We start from the raw sequence: 17,640 nt of genomic DNA on the forward strand, positions 1-17,640 counted from the left end.
GGTGTTCCGGTTCTTCTGTGTGTAGGTACAGTTCTCCCCGCACACCCCGGAGACTGTCACGTTCCTGACGGCGAGGGGCACCCTCTCCCCGAGCATCCCCGGTTCCCAGAAGGAGTATTCACTCGTGTTGACGAGGGTGACGGTCTCCCGGTAGGCATCGCCTCCGGGAAGCACCGTCACCGTCGATTCCAGGGCCGCGGCTGCAGGTGCCAGCAGGATTACAAGTGCAAGACAGAGAGCAACGCCTGCTCGGTGGCGTCGATCTCGATCGGGGGTGGGCATTGCTTGATCACCGTTTCGGGGTCCTTGAGGAGGTGGCCGGTCACGACGCAGACGATCCGCTCGTCGGGGTCGATCGCCCCTTCCTCAGCGAGTTTCTTGATCCCGGCAACCGACGCCGCCGAGGCCGGTTCGACGCCGATCCCCTCCATACGTGCAAGGTCACGCTGCATGGCCAGGATTTCCTCGTCTGTCACCGAGGCCGCAGTGCCGCCCGTCTCCCTGATGGCGACGAGGGCTTTCTCGCCGTTCACCGGTGCGCCGATCCTGATAGCGGTCGCCACAGTCTCCGGGTGCTCGTCCGGCACGACCTCCTTGAGGTTGCCCTGGATCGCCTGCACAAGAGGCTGCGAACCTGCGGCCTGGATGCCGGTCATCATCGGCATGCGGTCGATGAAGCCAAGGGCTTCGAGTTCGCGCAGACCCTTGTACACCGCCGAGATGTTCCCGGCGTTCCCGACCGGCAGGACGATCCTCTCGGGCACGTCGCCGAGCTGGTCGACAGACTCGAAGCCGATGGTCTTCTGCCCCTCTAGCCTGTACGGGTTCACCGAGTTCAGGAGGTAGATCCCGTGCTTCACGCAGAGTTCGCGAACCAGAGCGAGGGCCACGTCGAAGTTGTCGCGGACCGCGATCACCTTGGCGCCGTGCATCAACGCCTGGGCGACCTTGCCAAGGGCGACCTTCCCTGCCGGGAGGAGGACGACAGCCGGGATGCCGGCCTTCGCGGCGTACACAGCAAGGCTTGCCGAGGTGTTGCCGGTGCTCGCGCAGGCCACGCTCTTCATGCCGAGCTGGAGGGCCATCGAGACGCCGACTGTCATGCCCCGGTCCTTGAAGGAACCGCTTGGGTTCATGCCCTCGTGTTTGGCATAGAGGTGGGGGAGGCCAAGTTCTTTTCCGAGTCTCTCAAGGTGGTACAGAGGTGTTCCGCCTTCATGGAGGGTGACCGGCTTGATATTGACCGGCAGGAGTTCCCGGTAGCGCCAGACCGAGAGGGGGCGCTGTTCCCACTCTTTCTTCGTCACATTGATTGCGTCAAGGTCGTAGTTGACGGTGAGCAGGTGCCCGCATTTTTTGCAGGTATAGATGATCTCGCCGGGCGCGTATTCGGCACCGCAGTGGATGCACGAGAGACGGTACATAGAAATGAATAGGTTGTCTGGGTAGATAAAATTCGGGACTCTACCGCCCTATCCGGGCGGTGATGAGGAAGAGGCACCAGAGAAGACAGGCTGCAACGGCGCCTGTCCAGGGGTAGAAGTCGGCCGGCACCAGTCCTACCGGCCCCGCGGCCGCAAGGCCGAAGGCCACGGCGCACATTGAGGCCGCATAGACTGTGGGCCTCAGGTCGCCACTGCCGGTGACAATCTTCCCTTTCGTCCTGTGGTCAGAGAGGGGAAAGAACCAGGCCACACCGCTCCTCGTGCACGAGTCTTCGAGGAGGTGGCCGACTGCCCCGCCGAGGAACCCGAGGAGGAAGCCGGTGAAGCCGGTGTCCCAGGGGATCGCGAAGACGATGGCCCCGATTGCCCATGCATAGAAGCCGAGGAGGGCCGTCATCAGCACGACGCCGATGAGGGAGTGGAGGACGCCGCGGTGACGGGGCATGCCCCTCTCCCCGCAGAGGATGATGAAGGGGAGGGAGATCGGGTAGTAGATCAGGTACCGGATACCGTAGCCGAAGACCGGGAGGATGAGAAGTCTCTTCCCTCTTGCGCCCGGTATACGGGTGTGGAAGATCGCCGAGTCGTTTGCGTCGGCGTCAGGGGCGAGGGCCCCGATGAAGACGCCGAAGATGGCGGCGATCAACCAGGCCGGGTGGATGGACCAGAGCCAGGGAGCGAGCACGACGGCCGCGGTTGCGAGGCTGATGGTGATGTGTTCATTACCATTCATGAGTGTTCTTCCATGCAGTGTATAGGTGGGGCCGCCGGTCTTTCATGACCGGGAGGGCCACACGCATCGCTGAAATTTTTGTGAGGTCGATCTCGGCGAGGACGAGGTCACCTCTCTCTTCTCCGACGAGTTCCCCGTCCGGACCGGCGATACAGGACCCGGCCCCGGCGTTCGCGCCGGCGACATAATATTCCCCGTCGAGGGCCCGCGCCCGCACGAGGAGGTCCCACTGGGAGAGGCGCACCGCCGGCCATGCGGCCGGGACAAGGACGCAGTCAACCCCGCATGCGGCATAGTGGGTGAAGAGTGCGGGGAACCTGAGGTCGTAGCAGATCGCGAGGGCGAACCTGGCGCCCCCGGCCTCGAAAGTCGCCGGTGTGGTGCCGGGCGTGCAGGCCCTGTCCTCACCGTCAGGGGAGAAGAGGTGGACCTTTGCATAACTCGCGGCGATCCTCCCCTCCGGGCTGATCACATAGGCCATGTTCCGCGGCCTGACATAGCCCTCGTAGCACGACCCGACGACCCAGATGCCATGCTCAACGGCGGTCCTGAAGAGGGCCGGGAGGATGTGGGGCTCGGCCCGCGGCTCCGTTGCCGACCACCCGGTCGCGAACTGCTCCGGGAGGAGGAGGAGGTCGGCCCCGGCGGCCCGCGCCTCTCCAGCGAGTTTGCCGGCCAGGGCAAGACCGTCTGCGACCGTGGCAGGAGGCGCCGCCATGCCAGCACAGCAGACCTTCACGCCCCCACCCCCGCCAGGATGGGGAAGGCCGCCTTGATCCCGGTGATCACGAACTGGACGGCGATGGCGATGAGCATCATACCCATCAACCTGTTCACGGCGCGGTACTCCCGTTGCCCAACATGGCGCATGATCCTCTCTGAGTTCGTGAGCATCAGGTAGGTGATCCCGATCGCAATGAGGATCGCCCCGATGACGACGGCGATCCCGACGGGGTGACTGGAGGTCGCCCCGTTGGTGAGCACGATCGCCGTCGTGATGGCCCCCGGTCCTGCGATCATCGGGATTGCGAGGGGCATCACACCGATGTCGTCGGCGTCCTGGCTCTCATACTTCTCGGTCGCCGAGATCTTCGTCCTCGAAGTCTTCGCCTGGACCATCTCCATGCCGATGCCGAAGAGGAGGAACCCGCCCGCGATCCTGAAGGCTTCCAGGGTGATCCCGAAGAGTTGCAGGATCAGGCCGCCGGCGATCGCGAAGATGAGGAGGACGGCGAGGGCGTACGTGCATGCTACCCTCGCCACCGATCGTCTCTGGTTCTCTTCCATCCCTTCGGTCAGGGAGACATAGAGGAGCGTCGCTGCCAGGGGGTTGATGACGATGATAATGGAGGATACGCTGAGCAGTACAAAACTCAGCATGTCGCCGCTCATGGAGAAAGCTAGGTGCTATCCAGTATAATGCCTTTCGAGGGAGCGCTATGATATTGTGGAAGAAGAAGGAACAACATCTTCCTCAGAACCGGTTCGGGATCGGGGGAGAGGCAATTTGGGAAGGAGATGTACTGGTTCTCTCAAGGTCGCCATCACTCCTATCCTCCATCTCAATGTGGGGGAAGACGGGATCAGTATCTCGCGCCGGGGGACTACTCGAAAGCCTGGCGGCTTTCTCGAACTCGCTGGCGCTCGTTCCCCGCTCGGGATAGGGGGTAAGATGGCAATCTCCCTCCTCAGAACCTCCGTTCGATCTTCCCCGGTCCTATCCTAATAATGGGGGTCCGGGGGCAACGAGCGATAGCGAGTTCGAGAAAACCGTAGGTTTTCGAGGAGCCCCCGGCGAGCTGCATGGGGAAGGCGGTGTGCTGCCCCCTCAGAATTTCAAAGCGCTCTCCCGATCCGATCCCCGAATCTCACTCTCCGGAGATCCGCAAAAGAAACCGCGAAGAAGAAAAAAACCGTACCCGAAGAACAGATGAGGAAAAGAAAAACCGGGAAGATCCCGGTATATTCACTCGTACAGAACCGGTTCGTCGATCCTGGCGTAGGAGATGAGTTCGTCGTCAGAGAAGTGGATTGCAATCTCGCGTGCGGCGCTCTCGTCGGAGTCCGAGGCGTGGATGACGTTCTTGCCGGTCTCCATGCCGAAGTCTCCCCTGATGGTCCCGGGTGCGGCCTCGGCCGGGTTGGTTGCCCCGACGAGCTTCCTGACGATCGCAACGGCACCCTTGCCTTCCCAGACCATGGTGAGCACAGGGCCGCTCATGACGTACTCCTTGAGGGAGGGGAAGAAGGGCTTTTTGACGTGCTCGGCGTAGTGCTCCATGACCTTCTCCTCAGAGAGCATGGTGAGCCGCGCCGCCACAAGCTTGAGGCCCTTGGCTTCGAGCCTGGAGATGACCGCGCCGATGATGCCGCGCTGGACACCGTCGGGCTTGATCATCACGAAGGTCCTGTCCATCGGTTTCACTCCTTGCCGCGGGCCTTACGGCCGGCCTCGGTCCAGGCGACCTTACGAGGGACACGCCCGAGCTTCAGGTTCTTCTGGCACTTCGTGGAGCAGAAGTAGAAGAGAGCCCCGTCCTTCCGGACAAAGAGTCTCCCCGTCCCCGGCTCCATCGTCTTGCCGCAGAAACTGCACTTGTACGTCTCTACCATCCTTACCGCCTCGAAAGCTTCTTCGCTTCGCGCTCGGTCTCGAGGAGCATCAGGATGTCACCCTCGCGGATAGGGCCGACGGTGTTGCGGGTGATGATCCGGCCCTTGTTGTTACCTTCAAGGATCCGGCACTTCACCTGCATGGCCTCGCCGTGCATCCCGGTGCTGCCGATGACTTCAATGACCTCTGCGGGTGTTCCATCTGCCATTCAGAAAACCCCCTTCACGCGCGCAGTTCGCTGATCTGCTTCACGATCTCGTCCACGGCTTCCTTTGCCTTACCCGACTTGACGATCGCCGCTGCAGCTGACCCTACATTGAGGCCAGATGCTGCGCCGATCTCGTTCTGCTTGTTGATGAAGATGTATGGGATCTTCTTCTCGTCGCAGAGCGGGGCAAGGTGCATGACGATCTCTTCGGGCTCGACGTCGGCACCGATGAGCACGAGCTGGGCAGTGCCACGCTCAATGCACTTGGTGGCCTCGTTCGACCCCTTCTTGATCTTCCCGGTGTCGCGGGCGATTTCGAGCGATTCAAGTGCTTTGTTCTGGATCTCTTCCGGAACTTCATAGTTGACGTATTTCTTTGCCATAACTCACCTCATTCAGGAGCGTAGTTTCTCCTTCATCAATCATCAGTCGTGATTGAGCAACCATATCAATTCTACAGGGAAACTGATAAACCTTCCTTCACTGCCGTATATAGACCGTGACCCCCCCGGCGTCGTACGCGGGCACGAGGCCCTCTCCCGGGAGGGAGATCAGGTAATGCGAGCGTTCAAGGCCGCCGACGTACAGGTGCGTTACGCCATAACGCTCCATCAGGGAGAGAGATCTCGACGGGTCTTCATAGATGGCCTGCACGTCATTTTTCCGCTGCGCGATCTCCGGCCAGTTGTCCCGCCACATCTGTTCGTGGAAGGGCATTCCGAGGACCGCCGGGATGCCGGTGAAGGAGGATACCCGTGAGTAGTAGGTGTAGTCCCCCTTCACCGCCTCGACGAGGGTGAGGTCTCCCTCCTGACTCCTGAGCCATGCGATCGCATCTGCATCGCCGGCGTGCGTCTCCGCGATCCAGGCGGCGCCGTCGAGTGTGTGCGTGCCGGTACCATAGCCTATGGGAACAGTGAGGGGGATGATGACGAGTGTGATGGCTGCGATCGCCCCGAGCACCCGCCACTGTACGGCAGTGAACCTCTCGGGCCTGACCGCCCCCGCGAGCCTCTGCCCTGCGGCGACAAGGGTGCCGGTGCCAAGGAGTATCCACGCGACCGAGTAGCACTTGAAGACGGTGTTCATCCTGAAATACGTCTCCCCCATGTTGTCCTTGAGGAAGACAAACTCACAGGCGATGACGATGACGAGCCCCGCCGCGCAGAGAAATGCTTCCGGGGTGATCTTCCGCCGGGAAAGGAGTGCTGCAAGGGGGAGTGCTGCGATCCCCGCTGCGAGGTATCCTGCGAGGGCGAAGGGTAGGGGCACCAGGAGGAGCGCTGGCATCCGCCTGATCTCCGGGATCAGGAGTGCGATGAGGACGACGAGGAAAAAGCCGTGGACAAGGAGGAACTGGAAAGGGTCTGACGGTGCGGTGACGAACCCCAGGCCCTTGATGCCGGCGCCATGGAGCATGAGATAATACGGTGCATAGAGAGCAACAGCAAGTGGTGGGACCGCAAGGAGGTAGCGCAGGTCACCGTGCCGCCGCCAGATCAGGAGACCGACGGCGACGATGATAGGAGCGTACAGGAGGACGTCCCAGGAGTTGACCGGGGGCATCGACCCGAGAGCGAGGGCCGAGAGTCCGACGACCGTCCACTTCGTTCTTTCCTCCGCCTCCCCCCAGCGGCAGAGGGCGTACACGATGAGGAAGATGAGGAGGAACTGGACAAATATCCCGGAGACATGGGGGTGGAGGTCGCCCCACATGAAGGAAAAGAAGGTGTATTCGTTGATCGTCCCGTCGATGACGCGTGTGCTGTTCCAGAGGATTTTTGAGACAGGCATACCGAGGACGACCTCCCTGATGAAAGCCGGGTTCACCATGATGAAGAGGAGAAGGGGAGCCCAGGGGAGACGCGGGACAAGGAGACGCCCCGTGGCATAGGCCGTCACCGCCGCGGCGCCAACGATAGTCGGCAGGGCAAGGTTGTAGGTCACTGTTGAGGGCACGCCCGCCGTGACCCCGAGGACGCCCATGAGCCAGTAGCCGAGGTAGTAATAGACGTCGAGGGTGCCGCCGGCAAACCACGGATCGAGGGGTGGCACGACCGGTTCCCGCATCACCGAGGCGAGGAAGGCATGGTCCATGAACTTCTCGGCAAAGGAGATGGACGGGGTGACGAATCGGGTGGAGAGCATCGCGGCGAAGAAGACAAGAAAGACGGCGTCCCAGATGAGGGCTGACCGCAGGGCCTCACGCGTGTACTCGCCCCTGTACAGGGCGTACGCAGCGAGGGCGACGAAAGGCACCAGCGCCGTCTGCACCGGAAGCCCTACAAGGGCGGCGTACCACGAGACAGCCCCGTAGGTGAGGGCCGACGCTGGGTATGCGATAGGTGCGGCATACTCGCCGAGCGCTCCGGTAAGGCGGGGCCAGAGGGCGACCTGGAGGAACTTGATGAGCACGAGCCAGGAGAGGACCATCAGGACCTGTGCCTCAGGGCTCACGCAGTTCCTCCCGTGAAATGCCTTCCGAGAAGGAGCGCTTCATCAGGGAGACCGACCAGTCGCCGAAGTAGTAGAGAGATGCGATGCCGCCGAAGAGGGTGACGCCATTTTTGATCAGGTGGTCGACGACGGCGATAACCGTCGCCGTTGCCGGGGCCATGCCCGCGAGTTCGAAGGTGACTGCAAGGGCGAACTCGTAGGTCCCGACACCGCCGGGCGTGATCGGGACGGCCTTCACCAGGTTGCCGATGACCACCGCAAGGACGATGACCGGGAAAGGTATCCACTCACCAAACATCAGGACGACGACGGTGCAGACGGCGATGTCCACAAGCCAGATGGCGATGGACGAGGCCCCGAGGATGAGGACGGCCTGCAGGTTAAGGGATACTGCCCTGATCTCCGCGAAGATCCGGTAGATGACGGCGAGGATGCGGTTCTCCGAGTGCCGGTCGCCCACGAACCAGAGGAAGAGGGCGAAGGCGATCCCGCCGATGATGGGGACGGCGATAAGGGGCAGGAACCAGTCAGGCACATCGAGGACGAAGGGCAGGGCCAGCAGGCCGAGGACGGCGACCGTCACGACATCGAAGACTCGCTCGACGACGATCGATGAGAAACCCTGGGAGTACGTCGCCAGCCTCTCGTGCTTCAGGATGAAGAGCCTGACAAGGTCGCCGAGGCGTGCCGGCACGATCAGGTTCGCCGTCTGGGAGAGGAAGATGCAGGCTGTCGAGAAGATGAGGCCTACCCTGACGGTGAGTCCCCCCAGGATCGCCCTGTACCGCCAGCCCCGCAGGAACCAGGCGGCCGTGCAGACAATGACGGCCGCCGCAAGGTACAGGGGATGAGCGCTGGCGATCGTTATGACAAGGTCGTCCCAGACCCGCCAGAGCATGTACGCCAGGATACCGACCGCGATGACGGTCGGGATGACGACCGCACTAATTTTTCGCCACATGCATCTGCCACCAGAGCCCGAGGATCTGGGAACCCATCGAGAAGATGTCCTTGAACCGGACGGTCGTCCCTGGCCCCTGCCGCCAGACCACAGGGAACTCTCTCACTACATAGCCTTTGCGCTGCCCCCGGACGAGCACCTCGGTGTCCCAGAACCAGTGCGGTGCCTGCACATCGGGGATGAGGGCGAGGACCCTCTCCCGCCTGAATGCCTTGAAACCGCACTGGTGGTCGTGGAGGCTGCTTCCAAGGATTTTCCGGACCAGGAAGTTGTAGCCACGACTTGCAACTTCACGGCCGCCGCTCCTGACAATATCTGAGTCTGGCATCAGGCGCGATCCCGTCGCGATGTCCGCGCCCGACCTGATCGCCCCGACGAGTTTGGGGAGGTGGGCGAGGTCGGTCGCCAGGTCCACGTCGTAGTAGCAGACGACCGTGTAGCGTGCGGCCTCGATTGCACGGTTCAGCGCCTTCCCACGGCCGAGACGCTCGTCGGCATGGAGGAGGCGGATGCGTGGGTCCTTCTCGTGCCATGCCCGCACGAACTCCGCACTCCCGTCCGTGCTCCCGTCCTCGGCGACGATCACCTCGAAGGCGTCGGTGATCTTTGAGAGTGCGGCGACCGACTCGGGGATAGCCCGTTCAAGGGCCGGTCTGTCATTGAAGACCGGCAGGATCACCGAGACGCCGTCTTCAGCCACGGAGCGCCTCCGCCATCCTCCGGGCGACCTCATGCCCGGCGATGACCGATCCCTCCATCGAACGTTCAGGGTAGTTGGGTTTCGAGAACATCCCGGCAAGGTAAAGGCCGTGCTCCTCGTATGCCGGGATGAGGTCGGCGAACCCCGTCGTGTAGACCGGTCCGGCGAAACGCTCCACCGCAAGTTCGCTCCAGTGGATCGCACTCTCCGGCACCGAGAACCGTCGACGGAAGTCGGCGAGCATCGTCTCCTTCAGGCCCGGCGCCGGCCTGTCGCTGAAATACGAAGCAAGATAAACGATGTCTTCACCGTAACGTTCCCGTGGTGCGAAGTTCGTGTGCATGACGACGGCGCCGTACGGGGCCTGGTCCTTCATGTTCAGCCAGTAGATACCTTTCGAGACGTCACGGTCGAGGCCTATGGTCATGCAGGCCGCCCCCTGATAGGGTACCGGGGCGAACTCCCCGATCCCGCTGAGGCGTGCGACCTCCTGCGGCGGGATGGTGGCAAGGACAGCGTCGAAGGCCCGCCCGTTGACGAGCCACTTTTGTCCTTCCCGTTTGATCGAGGTTGCAGGCGTCCCTTTCTCAATGACACACCCCTTTTCGAGGAGCCTCTCTTCCATCCCGTCGATGACCTGGTGCCAGCCACCATTCAGGTATCCGAGCCTCTCCCCCTCAACACCGCGGTCAGACCTGATAGCGATGCGGGAGATGAGCCATGCCGCCGAGACCTCGTGCCGCCTCTCCCCGAACTTGCTCCGCAGCAGGGGTTCGAAGAAGGAGGTGTAGACCCGGTCGCCCAGGTGCTCCCTGATATAGTCTATCGCAGGGACTGCGTCCAGTGGTTTGAGGTCGAGGTGCTTCGCCCTGAGAGTGAGTATACCCAGGCGGAATTTATCGAAGAAGGAGAGGTGGGGATAGAGGAGGATCTCGATTGGCGTGGTCAGGGGGTGGATCTTCCCGTCCACGTAGTAACCCGTCGATCCCTTCAACCATTCGAGCCTCTCATAGAGCCCGAGATCGCGGAGGAGGGCGAAGAGGTGTGTGTCCCCCGCGAAGCAGTGGTGATAATATTCTTCGATCCAGGAGTCCCCGCGGTGGTATGAAGCGAGGCAGCCGCCGAGGACCGGTCTTTTTTCAAGGATCGTGACCTCAGATATATCAGAGAGGGAGAGGGCGGCGACAAGGCCCGATAAGCCCCCTCCAAGAATACAAATATCCATAATCTGCAATACTGTGTATCATCGAAAGCGCATAAGAAAGTTTTTGAACTCACGGGAGAACTTTACTATTAGCTAGATACCAGCACTAGCGTCCTTACATTTATGGAGCCGACTGGATGGTGTAACTGAATGAGGGTATTTTTCATAGGATTCGGTCAGGCTGGCGGTAAGGTCGTTGACATGTTTATCGAGCAGGACAGAGTGTCTAACTCGAATAACTTCCGGGGCATCGTCGTCAACACCGCACGCACCGACCTGATGGGGCTAAAGCATATTGAACTAAAGGATAGGATTCTCATAGGCCAGACGGTGGTCAAGGGACATGGCGTGGGCACCGACAACGTCACTGGTGCCAGGATCGCCGCGGACGAGATCGACTCTATCATCAACGCAATTGACACGCGCGGCACCCACGACATCGATGCCTTCGTCATCGTGGCAGGCCTTGGCGGAGGGACTGGATCGGGCGGCGCCCCGGTGCTCGCCCGGCACCTGAAGAGGATCTACCGTGAACCCGTCTACGCGCTTGGTCTCATACCTGCGCCGGAAGAAGGACGGCTGTACACTTACAACGCGGCCCGCAGTCTCTCGACCCTTGTCAACGAGGCTGACAACGTCTTCGTATTCGACAACGCCGCATGGAAGAACGAGGGAGAGAGCGTTAAGACCGCCTACTCACGACTGAACGACGAGATTGTCAGGCGGTTTGGCGTCCTCTTCCGTGCCGGCGAGGTCGGCAAGGCCGGCGTCGGCGAGATGGTCGTCGACTCGTCCGAAGTGATCAACACGCTCCGCGGCGGCGGGATCTCGAGTGTGGGCTATGCGGTCACCGAGGTCGTGAGCGAGCGGACAAAGCAGAAGAAGGGGTTCTTCGGGGGCCTGCGCGACACGTTCTCGAAGAAGGAGCAGGTCGAGGATGTGCTGACAGGTGAGGATAAGTCCGCGAAGATCATCGCCCTTGTCCGCCGGGCAATGCTCGGGCGTCTCACCCTCCCCTGCGACTACTCTACAGCGGAGCGCGCCCTTGTCCTCGTTGCCGGCAACCCGACTGAGATGGACAGGAAGGGCGTCGAGAAGGCGAAGAGCTGGGTCGAGGAGAACATCGCCGGTGTCGAGGTCCGTGGTGGCGACTACCCGGTGAACAGTAGTTATGTTGCGGCCGTGGTCGTCCTTGCGACTATTGGCGAGGCGCCGCGGGTCCGCGAACTCTTCGAGATTGCAAAGCAGACAAAAGAGGAGGTCATTCAGTCGAAGAAACGCTCTTCGATGTTCGATGACTCCGATATCGACCCGTTGTTTGAGTGAGGACCATGAGGACGATAACAAAGGTATTGGTCGGACTTCTCATTGCCGTCTGCCTGGTCCAGGCGGCTGCTGCATCGTCGAGTTATGTGGTTTCAGGGAATCCGACGGTCAGTCCGTCGTCGGGGGACCTCACCCCCGGCGAAAAGGTGACCGTCTCCATGAAGATAACGCCGAAGGAATCTGCTGAGAAGTACGAGAATGATATGCTGGAGTTCTACTCCGACCTCGAGAACATCAAGTGGACGTATTATGTCTCAGTCGACGGCAAGGACGTCTCTGGCGGCAAGCCGACCGTCTCTGGCAACCGCAACCTGAGGCTCAGTGTGTGGCTCCTTGACTATAAGGGAGATGAGGCCCTTATCGTCGACTTTGAGGGGACTGTCCCGAAGGTGACGAGTACCCAGGAGAAGATTGTCACCAGGTACAGGCAGGTCGATCCTGATTACAAGGTCAGGGATGGTACCGAATACGTGATCAAGCGGACTGTCGTGAACGCGCAGGACGTCAAGGCGAACCTCGGCACGGCAAAGACCCGCCTGGACAACCTGAAGAAAAACATCGATGAGAAGATCGCCCTCGGCGTCGACACCTCGGCTGTCCAGAAGAAGTATGACGAGGCGAAGGCCGCGATCAACCGGGCCGATGCGACCTCTGACTATGCGGTTGCCCTGAAAGACCTGAAGGCAGCGCAGGACGCCATGGCTGTTGCAGAGACCACGCTCTCTCAGGCGTGGGCCCAGAAGTCGATCACGGACACCCAGAATACGATCGGTCAGATCGACGGGATCATCACATACTTCGAGGTGGAGAGGAAGATGGGCACAGACCAGCGTGTAATCAACCTCAAGACGCAGCGCGACATTGCGGCCCAGTCCCTCTCCGCAGCGAATGAGAAGATGAACGTGAAGGACTATAACGCCGCCAGGATCAAAGCAGACGAGGCCTATCAGAAGGCGAACTCCACACTCACCATGGGGACACAGGTCCGTCAGGAGATTGGCAACGGGTTCTCCTTTAACTTCGGGAACCTTCCCCTCTATATCGGTGTTGGTGTCCTGATCGTCCTTATCATTGCCGGTGTGATCCACTTCAGGAACCGGAGAAAGTGGGACGAACTGGGATAAACCCTTATTTCCATCTGTCGGCCGGGGAGATGTCGTCTCTCCATTCTTTTTTGGTGCTTGTTTCTGTTTCTGTTCTCTTGCGGGTCTGTGGGCTCTCAGCAGGGATCATTCGGAAATTTATGTTATCTCAATACCCGCTCCGTTCGCACGGTGGAAACCTATCGGTCTTCTTCTCTCCTGCCGGTCGTCTCCAGATTGTGATTGGCCCGGGGAAGAAAGAGCAGAGATCTGGAGAAGGGAGATTGTCATCCTCTTCATAGGATCGGGGCTACATCGACTGCAGTATGGGGGTTTCAACAGGGCCTCATCCCCGATCCTGAGTGGTGTGCGACCTGAAGGTACCTTGAGGCGTGCCTGCCGGTGATGTGTTACCAGTCCAGTAGAAGATATTTTCGATGGTGTGGGAGGTGCGTGAGTGTGCGTTATTCCATCACTATGGCAGAGGGGTCCAATCACCGTGATAATCTCGTTGGACTGTTGTGGAAAGACTGAACAAAAAACGTTGAGATGGGGGAGTTTTGTCCTTCCTCAAAAAAGTATTCAGACCGGTGTCACATTTTTTGTAAAGACATCGATCTTCATGTTCCCCATCTTCCCGTCACGGAGGAAGTAATACTGGGGGATGCGGTTCTTGTTGTCGTACCACGAGAACCAGTAGTTGAGGTTGTAGGTCTTCTTCGTGAAACCCGGAAGAGAGGCATAGCTGTTCTGGTCTGAGGCGATGACCACATCGAACTTCCCGTTCCTGAAGTTGCTCTCGTCGATCTTCCGCCCGTAATAACTCAACTTCTCCGCCCGGTCTCCGCGGTAATACCACGGCAATGGCCAGTATCGGTCAGAGGAGATCGCCGTCGCATTCGAGGCGTCGATCAGGGCCATCACCTCTCGCATGTCCTCTGAGTTCTGGACCTGCATCATTGGTTCGTTCACGTCTGCCGGGACATAGACGACATGCCAGAGGGCGAGCACCAGGAAGATGCTCGACACCACGGCAATGACCGCCTTCTTCTTTGTCATCGCATAGGTGGCAACGAAGATGACCGGCAAGAGCTGGTGAAGGATGAGCCAGGGCACTTTCTCGCCGATGTAGGCGTACGCCACAAGGGAGAGGATCATCCAGACGATACAGAACCTGAAGAACTCCTCCCTCTTATCAAAGGGAGGCTTTTCCGGGATGACGGGTGTAAGGGATGCCTCTACACTCTCCTGCAGGTCCTGGACTACGACCTCCGCCTTTTTTCGCCCCTTCTGGATGAACTGGGCAGTGCCGACAATGGCGAGGGCGAAGATTGGCAGTTCATATAGCAGGAAGAGGATGATGTAGAAGAAGAACGGGCCGCCGAGCCTCTCCTGTTCGTGCATCTCCCACCAGTGACTGATGGCATCTGGCACCCAGGTGAGCGCCCGCTCGGGGTGGACGCCGAGAGATGAGTAGAAGATGGTGATCACTGCGCCCATGACCAGGACGCCGATGACGAAGTCGCGTATCCACTGTCTCGGCGGGAGGTTTACTTTCTTTGTCCAGAGGAGATAGAGAATGTACGCTGCGAAGATGCCGAGCACGATCGGCATGTTCTCCTTGGATGACATGCCAAGGCCCGCCGCAAGTCCTGCAAGGACGGCGTATCGCATCTGCCTCCGCTCGAAGTAGAGGATCAGGGCGAGGAGAAGGACGAAGGTCAGGAAAGCGATGAAGATATCGTTTCGCACGAACCGGGAGAAATATACCATGTTCGGCGAGATAGCGAGGAACAAAGCCGCCACCAGTGCCTGCATCTTATCAAGATAACCGAGGCGGTACAGGGGATACACCAGGGCCACGACCAGCGTACCGAGGAGGGCCGGGACAAGCCTCGCAACAAGGTCTGAATCGCCGAAGAGGGCGAACATGCCGGCTGTTACATAATAGAGGAGAGGACCGTGATACGAGGGGTCGTAGATATAGGTGCCCTCGGTCAGGAGTTTGTAGGAGAACCACGCGTGGATGGCTTCGTCGTGGTGAAAGAGTTTGAGATCCAGAAATGCGAACCGCAGGACCGCCGCAAGCGCTACAATAAAAAAGAATAATCTCTCAAATGTGAGAGATTCCTGGATTCGAATGGCAAATCCGGCGGCTGAAGTGCCGCTCACAGCATCAACTCTCCAGCACGATTTCGATGCCGATATCCTTTGGCACCTGGATACGCATCAACTGCCTGAGAGCACGCTCGTCAGCGTCGATGTCAATGAGCCGCTTGTGCACGCGCATCTGCCAGCGATCCCACGTTGCAGTTCCCTCGCCATCAGGGCTCTTCCGGATCGGGACGACAAGTCTCTTGGTGGGCAGAGGGATAGGCCCTGCCAGATTCACGCCCGTCCTCTCTGCAATCTCCCTGATCCTGTCGCAGACCATCTCGACTTTGTCGTAGTCCGTCCCTGAAAGGCGTATTCTGGCTTTCTGCATAGACTTTCACCTGCTGATATACTTATCTCATCTGCTTGGGCTGGATGTCGATGCACATACCGGCGGCGATCGTCGAGCCCATATCACGAACTGCGAAGCGGCCGAGCTGCGGGATCTCCTTGACCTTCTCGATGACCATCGGGCGGGTCGGGCGGATCTTGACGATTGCTGCATCGCCGGTCTTGAGGAAGGTCGGGTTCTCTTCCTTGACCTGGCCAGTCCGCGGGTCGAGCTTCTTCACGAGTTCGGTGAAAGTGCAGGCGATCTGTGCGGTGTGGCAGTGGAAGACCGGGGTGTACCCTGCGGTGATCGCGCTCGGGTGGTGGAGAACGACGATCTGTGCGGTGAACTCCTCGGCAACGGTCGGCGGAGCCTCAACAGGACCGCAGACGTCGCCACGGCGGATCTCGTTCTTGGAGACGCCACGGACGTTGAAGCCGACGTTGTCACCCGGAAGTGCTTCGAGTTCTTCCTCGTGGTGCATCTCAATGGACTTCACTTCGCCGTTGACGTTTGCCGGCATGAAGGCGACCTTCATACCCTTCTTCATGACGCCGGTCTCGATACGGCCGACAGGCACGGTGCCGACACCGGAGATGGTGTAGACGTCCTGGAGAGGGAGACGGAGCGGAAGGTTCGTGGGCTTTTCGGGTTCCTTGAGTGCATTGAGTGCGTCAATGACTGCCGGACCGGTGTACCACGGGGTCTTCTGGTTGGTATTCGGCTTGATGTTAGTCCCTTCGTACGAGGAGATCGGGATGAACGGGACTTCTGAAGGCTTGTAGCCGACCATCTTCAGGAGCTGGGAGAGCTGCTCCTTGACCTCGTTGTAGCGCTTCTCATCGTACTTGACAGCGTCCATCTTGTTGATGCCGACGATGAGCTGGTTGATACCGAGAGTCCTCGAGAGGAAGACGTGCTCCTTCGTCTGTTCCATGACACCATCGGGTGCGGCGACGACAAGGAGTGCGGCATCTGCCTGGGATGCACCGGTGATCATGTTCTTGACGAAGTCACGGTGACCAGGGCAGTCCACGACGGTGAAGTAGTACTTCTCGGTGTCGAAGCGCTTGTGGGCGATATCGATCGTGATACCACGGTCACGCTCTTCCTTGAGACTGTCCATGACCCATGCAAACTCGAAGGTACCCTTGCCCTTGGCTTCGGCTTCCTTCCTGAATCCTTCAATAATATGCTGCGGTACAGCTCCTGTCTCGAAAAGCAGCCGGCCGACGGTAGTCGACTTGCCGTGGTCGATGTGCCCGATGACAGCGAGGTTCATGTGTGGTTTTTCGGTTGCCATTGGTTATCCTCCACTCAAATATGGGACTGCTTACACAGTCGGATTGAAGCGAGTATCATATATTGGGCATCGTCCTATATAAACCATTTCGATATCCCTCTCCTCTCTGGTATTGGGGGGTTATACAGGAGTATCGACACGCTCAAATTCCTGATGGTACAAACACTCACTGTCCTATGAAAACACTGGAGTTCCACCGCAATACCGAAAAAAACAGGGTAACTGTGACCTGCGCTGCGGGAGAGGTTTCTGTCTACAGTCACTGCGCTTACTGCAAGCACTGCACCGGCGTCCGGGCGGGCAAGAGGGTGCTCCCTGCTCCGCAACGCGAGACCATGCGGAAACCCGCGGGTTTCGGGATGGACGAAGAGATCCTGAACGCCGCGATGCTCTTCAACTCGCTGGTGCGGGACGGGGACGCTGTTGCCTGCGATGACGATGCCGGTTGCGGCTATACATCCATGTTTAGCCGCTGAACTCTTCCCTGATCCCCCTCCGGAAGTCCTCGAAGCCGATCTCGTCGAGTTGATCGGCGAGGTGCCTTCCGCTCCACGCTTTTCTGAATATCCAGTAGACTGTTTTGTCGACAACCTTCAGGACGTCCTCTTCTGTTTCGACGGTGACAAGGTCCCGCCCGGGTGTCGGGTGCCGTCCCCGCCGCCCTCCGACGGTGACGAGGTAGTGGCGGTACTCGGATTTCAGCAGTTCAAAGGGGCATGACTGGATGCAGATGCCGCACTGAACACATTTTTCCGGGATCAGTTCTGAGATGCCGTTCCTGATCAGGATTGCTTTCTCCTTGCAATACTCAGCGCAGGTCCCACACCCTGTACACATCCCCTTTATCCGGAGGGGCCGTATCCTGCCGACGATCCCGATCTCGTTGAGAACCGGGCTCGTACAGGCGTTCGGGCACCCTGAAATTGAGATCCTCACCCTGATCGGCATCTCGCGACCGAAGACCATGCTATCGATCTTCCGGGCGAGTTCGAAGGTCTCGATGTTGGAAAATTTGCACTGTGCCGTGCCGGGACAGGCGGTTATATTGACGACCTCGTTGTGCTCGGCGCCAAGAGGTGTCCCATTCTTTTCGAGTGCGTGGGAGATCGCCACGATTTTGGT

19 protein-coding genes and 1 pseudogene are annotated in these 17,640 nt (G+C 59.6%); 3 read left to right on the forward strand and 17 right to left on the reverse strand.

Features of this window, described 5'->3' with window-relative positions; genetic code table 11:
* The 13 genes and pseudogenes from Q0520_RS04045 to Q0520_RS04105 form a co-directional block, all read right to left on the reverse strand.
* A pseudogene (locus Q0520_RS04045) lies at positions 1–180 on the reverse strand (hypothetical protein); the annotation flags it as partial.
* Between the two features lie 38 nt (positions 181–218).
* Positions 219–1,424: a threonine synthase gene (gene thrC / locus Q0520_RS04050; protein WP_298666939.1), complete on the reverse strand. Its 1,206-nt coding sequence runs from the start codon at positions 1,422–1,424 to the stop codon at positions 219–221.
* 40 nt (positions 1,425–1,464) lie between these two features.
* The gene (locus tag Q0520_RS04055; protein WP_298666942.1) at positions 1,465–2,178 is read right to left on the reverse strand and encodes a metal-dependent hydrolase; all 714 of its coding nucleotides are present in this window, start codon (positions 2,176–2,178) and stop codon (positions 1,465–1,467) included.
* The gene (locus Q0520_RS04060) at positions 2,168–2,917 is read right to left on the reverse strand and encodes a carbon-nitrogen hydrolase family protein (RefSeq protein ID WP_298666946.1); all 750 of its coding nucleotides are present in this window, start codon (positions 2,915–2,917) and stop codon (positions 2,168–2,170) included. Before Q0520_RS04060 ends, Q0520_RS04055 begins: the two co-directional genes overlap by 11 nt.
* Positions 2,914–3,570, reverse strand: a complete 657-nt coding sequence (locus tag Q0520_RS04065; protein WP_298666949.1) for a MarC family protein — start codon at positions 3,568–3,570, stop codon at positions 2,914–2,916. The genes Q0520_RS04060 and Q0520_RS04065 overlap by 4 nt, the downstream gene beginning before the upstream one ends.
* 574 nt (positions 3,571–4,144) lie before the next feature.
* Entirely contained in the window at positions 4,145–4,594 is a 450-nt protein-coding gene (gene ndk, locus Q0520_RS04070; RefSeq protein ID WP_298666951.1) for a nucleoside-diphosphate kinase, read from the reverse strand.
* 5 nt (positions 4,595–4,599) lie between these two features.
* Entirely contained in the window at positions 4,600–4,791 is a 192-nt protein-coding gene (locus Q0520_RS04075; protein ID WP_298666953.1) for a 50S ribosomal protein L24e, read from the reverse strand.
* A gap of 2 nt (positions 4,792–4,793) precedes the next feature.
* Positions 4,794–5,000 carry a 30S ribosomal protein S28e gene (locus tag Q0520_RS04080; RefSeq protein WP_265580898.1) on the reverse strand — a complete coding sequence of 69 codons (207 nt, stop codon included), beginning with the start codon at positions 4,998–5,000 and terminating at the stop codon, positions 4,794–4,796.
* A 14-nt stretch (positions 5,001–5,014) separates the two neighbouring features.
* Positions 5,015–5,383 (reverse strand): 50S ribosomal protein L7Ae, encoded by a 369-nt coding sequence (rpl7ae, locus tag Q0520_RS04085; RefSeq protein ID WP_298666962.1) that lies wholly within the window; start codon positions 5,381–5,383, stop codon positions 5,015–5,017.
* Positions 5,384–5,480: 97 nt separating this feature from the next.
* Positions 5,481–7,457: a DUF2298 domain-containing protein gene (locus tag Q0520_RS04090; protein WP_298666965.1), complete on the reverse strand. Its 1,977-nt coding sequence runs from the start codon at positions 7,455–7,457 to the stop codon at positions 5,481–5,483.
* Positions 7,447–8,418 (reverse strand): flippase-like domain-containing protein, encoded by a 972-nt coding sequence (locus Q0520_RS04095; RefSeq protein WP_298666968.1) that lies wholly within the window; start codon positions 8,416–8,418, stop codon positions 7,447–7,449. Before Q0520_RS04095 ends, Q0520_RS04090 begins: the two co-directional genes overlap by 11 nt.
* The gene (locus Q0520_RS04100) at positions 8,402–9,118 is read right to left on the reverse strand and encodes a dolichyl-phosphate beta-glucosyltransferase (RefSeq protein ID WP_298666970.1); all 717 of its coding nucleotides are present in this window, start codon (positions 9,116–9,118) and stop codon (positions 8,402–8,404) included. Before Q0520_RS04100 ends, Q0520_RS04095 begins: the two co-directional genes overlap by 17 nt.
* Positions 9,111–10,343, reverse strand: coding sequence for an NAD(P)/FAD-dependent oxidoreductase (locus Q0520_RS04105; RefSeq protein WP_298666971.1), 1,233 nt, complete (start codon positions 10,341–10,343; stop codon positions 9,111–9,113). The genes Q0520_RS04100 and Q0520_RS04105 overlap by 8 nt, the downstream gene beginning before the upstream one ends.
* Positions 10,344–10,472: 129 nt before the next feature.
* Between Q0520_RS04105 and Q0520_RS04110 the strand changes: the two genes are divergently transcribed.
* Both Q0520_RS04110 and Q0520_RS04115 read left to right on the forward strand, forming a co-directional pair.
* Positions 10,473–11,648, forward strand: a complete 1,176-nt coding sequence (locus tag Q0520_RS04110) for a tubulin/FtsZ family protein (protein WP_298666972.1) — start codon at positions 10,473–10,475, stop codon at positions 11,646–11,648.
* Between the two features lie 5 nt (positions 11,649–11,653).
* On the forward strand, positions 11,654–12,772 hold the full coding sequence (locus tag Q0520_RS04115; RefSeq protein ID WP_298666973.1) for a hypothetical protein: 1,119 nt from the start codon (positions 11,654–11,656) through the stop codon (positions 12,770–12,772).
* Positions 12,773–13,312: 540 nt separating this feature from the next.
* On the opposite strand, the gene Q0520_RS04120 is transcribed toward Q0520_RS04115, so the two are convergent.
* The 3 genes from Q0520_RS04120 to tuf are packed head-to-tail and all read right to left on the reverse strand — an operon-like array spanning position 13,313 to position 16,518.
* Entirely contained in the window at positions 13,313–14,902 is a 1,590-nt protein-coding gene (locus Q0520_RS04120; protein WP_298666975.1) for a flippase activity-associated protein Agl23, read from the reverse strand.
* A gap of 4 nt (positions 14,903–14,906) precedes the next feature.
* Positions 14,907–15,215, reverse strand: coding sequence for a 30S ribosomal protein S10 (gene rpsJ / locus Q0520_RS04125; RefSeq protein WP_298666977.1), 309 nt, complete (start codon positions 15,213–15,215; stop codon positions 14,907–14,909).
* A 22-nt stretch (positions 15,216–15,237) separates the two neighbouring features.
* Positions 15,238–16,518 carry a translation elongation factor EF-1 subunit alpha gene (gene tuf / locus Q0520_RS04130; protein WP_298666979.1) on the reverse strand — a complete coding sequence of 427 codons (1,281 nt, stop codon included), beginning with the start codon at positions 16,516–16,518 and terminating at the stop codon, positions 15,238–15,240.
* Positions 16,519–16,694: 176 nt separating this feature from the next.
* Between tuf and Q0520_RS04135 the strand changes: the two genes are divergently transcribed.
* Positions 16,695–16,994: a hypothetical protein gene (locus tag Q0520_RS04135; protein WP_298666981.1), complete on the forward strand. Its 300-nt coding sequence runs from the start codon at positions 16,695–16,697 to the stop codon at positions 16,992–16,994.
* Here the strand turns inward: Q0520_RS04135 and Q0520_RS04140 are convergent.
* Positions 16,984–17,640, reverse strand: a 657-nt coding sequence (locus tag Q0520_RS04140) for a 4Fe-4S binding protein (RefSeq protein WP_298666983.1), incomplete at its 5' end; no start/stop codon positions are given. The genes Q0520_RS04135 and Q0520_RS04140 overlap by 11 nt on opposite strands.

Source organism: uncultured Methanofollis sp. (assembly GCF_937919355.1).
Taxonomy (GTDB): Archaea; Halobacteriota; Methanomicrobia; order Methanomicrobiales; family Methanofollaceae; genus Methanofollis.

Bases quoted from the DNA above. Each gene is read 5' to 3' on its own strand.
- Q0520_RS04105 (WP_298666971.1), bottom strand. From the start codon at position 10,343: ATGGATATTTGTATTCTTGGAGGGGGCTTATCGGGCCTTGTCGCCGCC.
- Q0520_RS04135 (WP_298666981.1), top strand. From the start codon at position 16,695: ATGAAAACACTGGAGTTCCACCGCAATACCGAAAAAAACAGGGTAACT.
- thrC (WP_298666939.1), bottom strand. From the start codon at position 1,424: ATGTACCGTCTCTCGTGCATCCACTGCGGTGCCGAATACGCGCCCGGC.
- Q0520_RS04080 (WP_265580898.1), bottom strand. From the start codon at position 5,000: ATGGCAGATGGAACACCCGCAGAGGTCATTGAAGTCATCGGCAGCACC.
- tuf (WP_298666979.1), bottom strand. From the start codon at position 16,518: ATGGCAACCGAAAAACCACACATGAACCTCGCTGTCATCGGGCACATC.
- Q0520_RS04065 (WP_298666949.1), bottom strand. From the start codon at position 3,570: ATGAGCGGCGACATGCTGAGTTTTGTACTGCTCAGCGTATCCTCCATT.
- rpsJ (WP_298666977.1), bottom strand. From the start codon at position 15,215: ATGCAGAAAGCCAGAATACGCCTTTCAGGGACGGACTACGACAAAGTC.
- Q0520_RS04055 (WP_298666942.1), bottom strand. From the start codon at position 2,178: ATGAATGGTAATGAACACATCACCATCAGCCTCGCAACCGCGGCCGTC.
- Q0520_RS04095 (WP_298666968.1), bottom strand. From the start codon at position 8,418: ATGTGGCGAAAAATTAGTGCGGTCGTCATCCCGACCGTCATCGCGGTC.
- Q0520_RS04110 (WP_298666972.1), top strand. From the start codon at position 10,473: ATGAGGGTATTTTTCATAGGATTCGGTCAGGCTGGCGGTAAGGTCGTT.
- rpl7ae (WP_298666962.1), bottom strand. From the start codon at position 5,383: ATGGCAAAGAAATACGTCAACTATGAAGTTCCGGAAGAGATCCAGAAC.
- Q0520_RS04115 (WP_298666973.1), top strand. From the start codon at position 11,654: ATGAGGACGATAACAAAGGTATTGGTCGGACTTCTCATTGCCGTCTGC.
- Q0520_RS04075 (WP_298666953.1), bottom strand. From the start codon at position 4,791: ATGGTAGAGACGTACAAGTGCAGTTTCTGCGGCAAGACGATGGAGCCG.
- ndk (WP_298666951.1), bottom strand. From the start codon at position 4,594: ATGGACAGGACCTTCGTGATGATCAAGCCCGACGGTGTCCAGCGCGGC.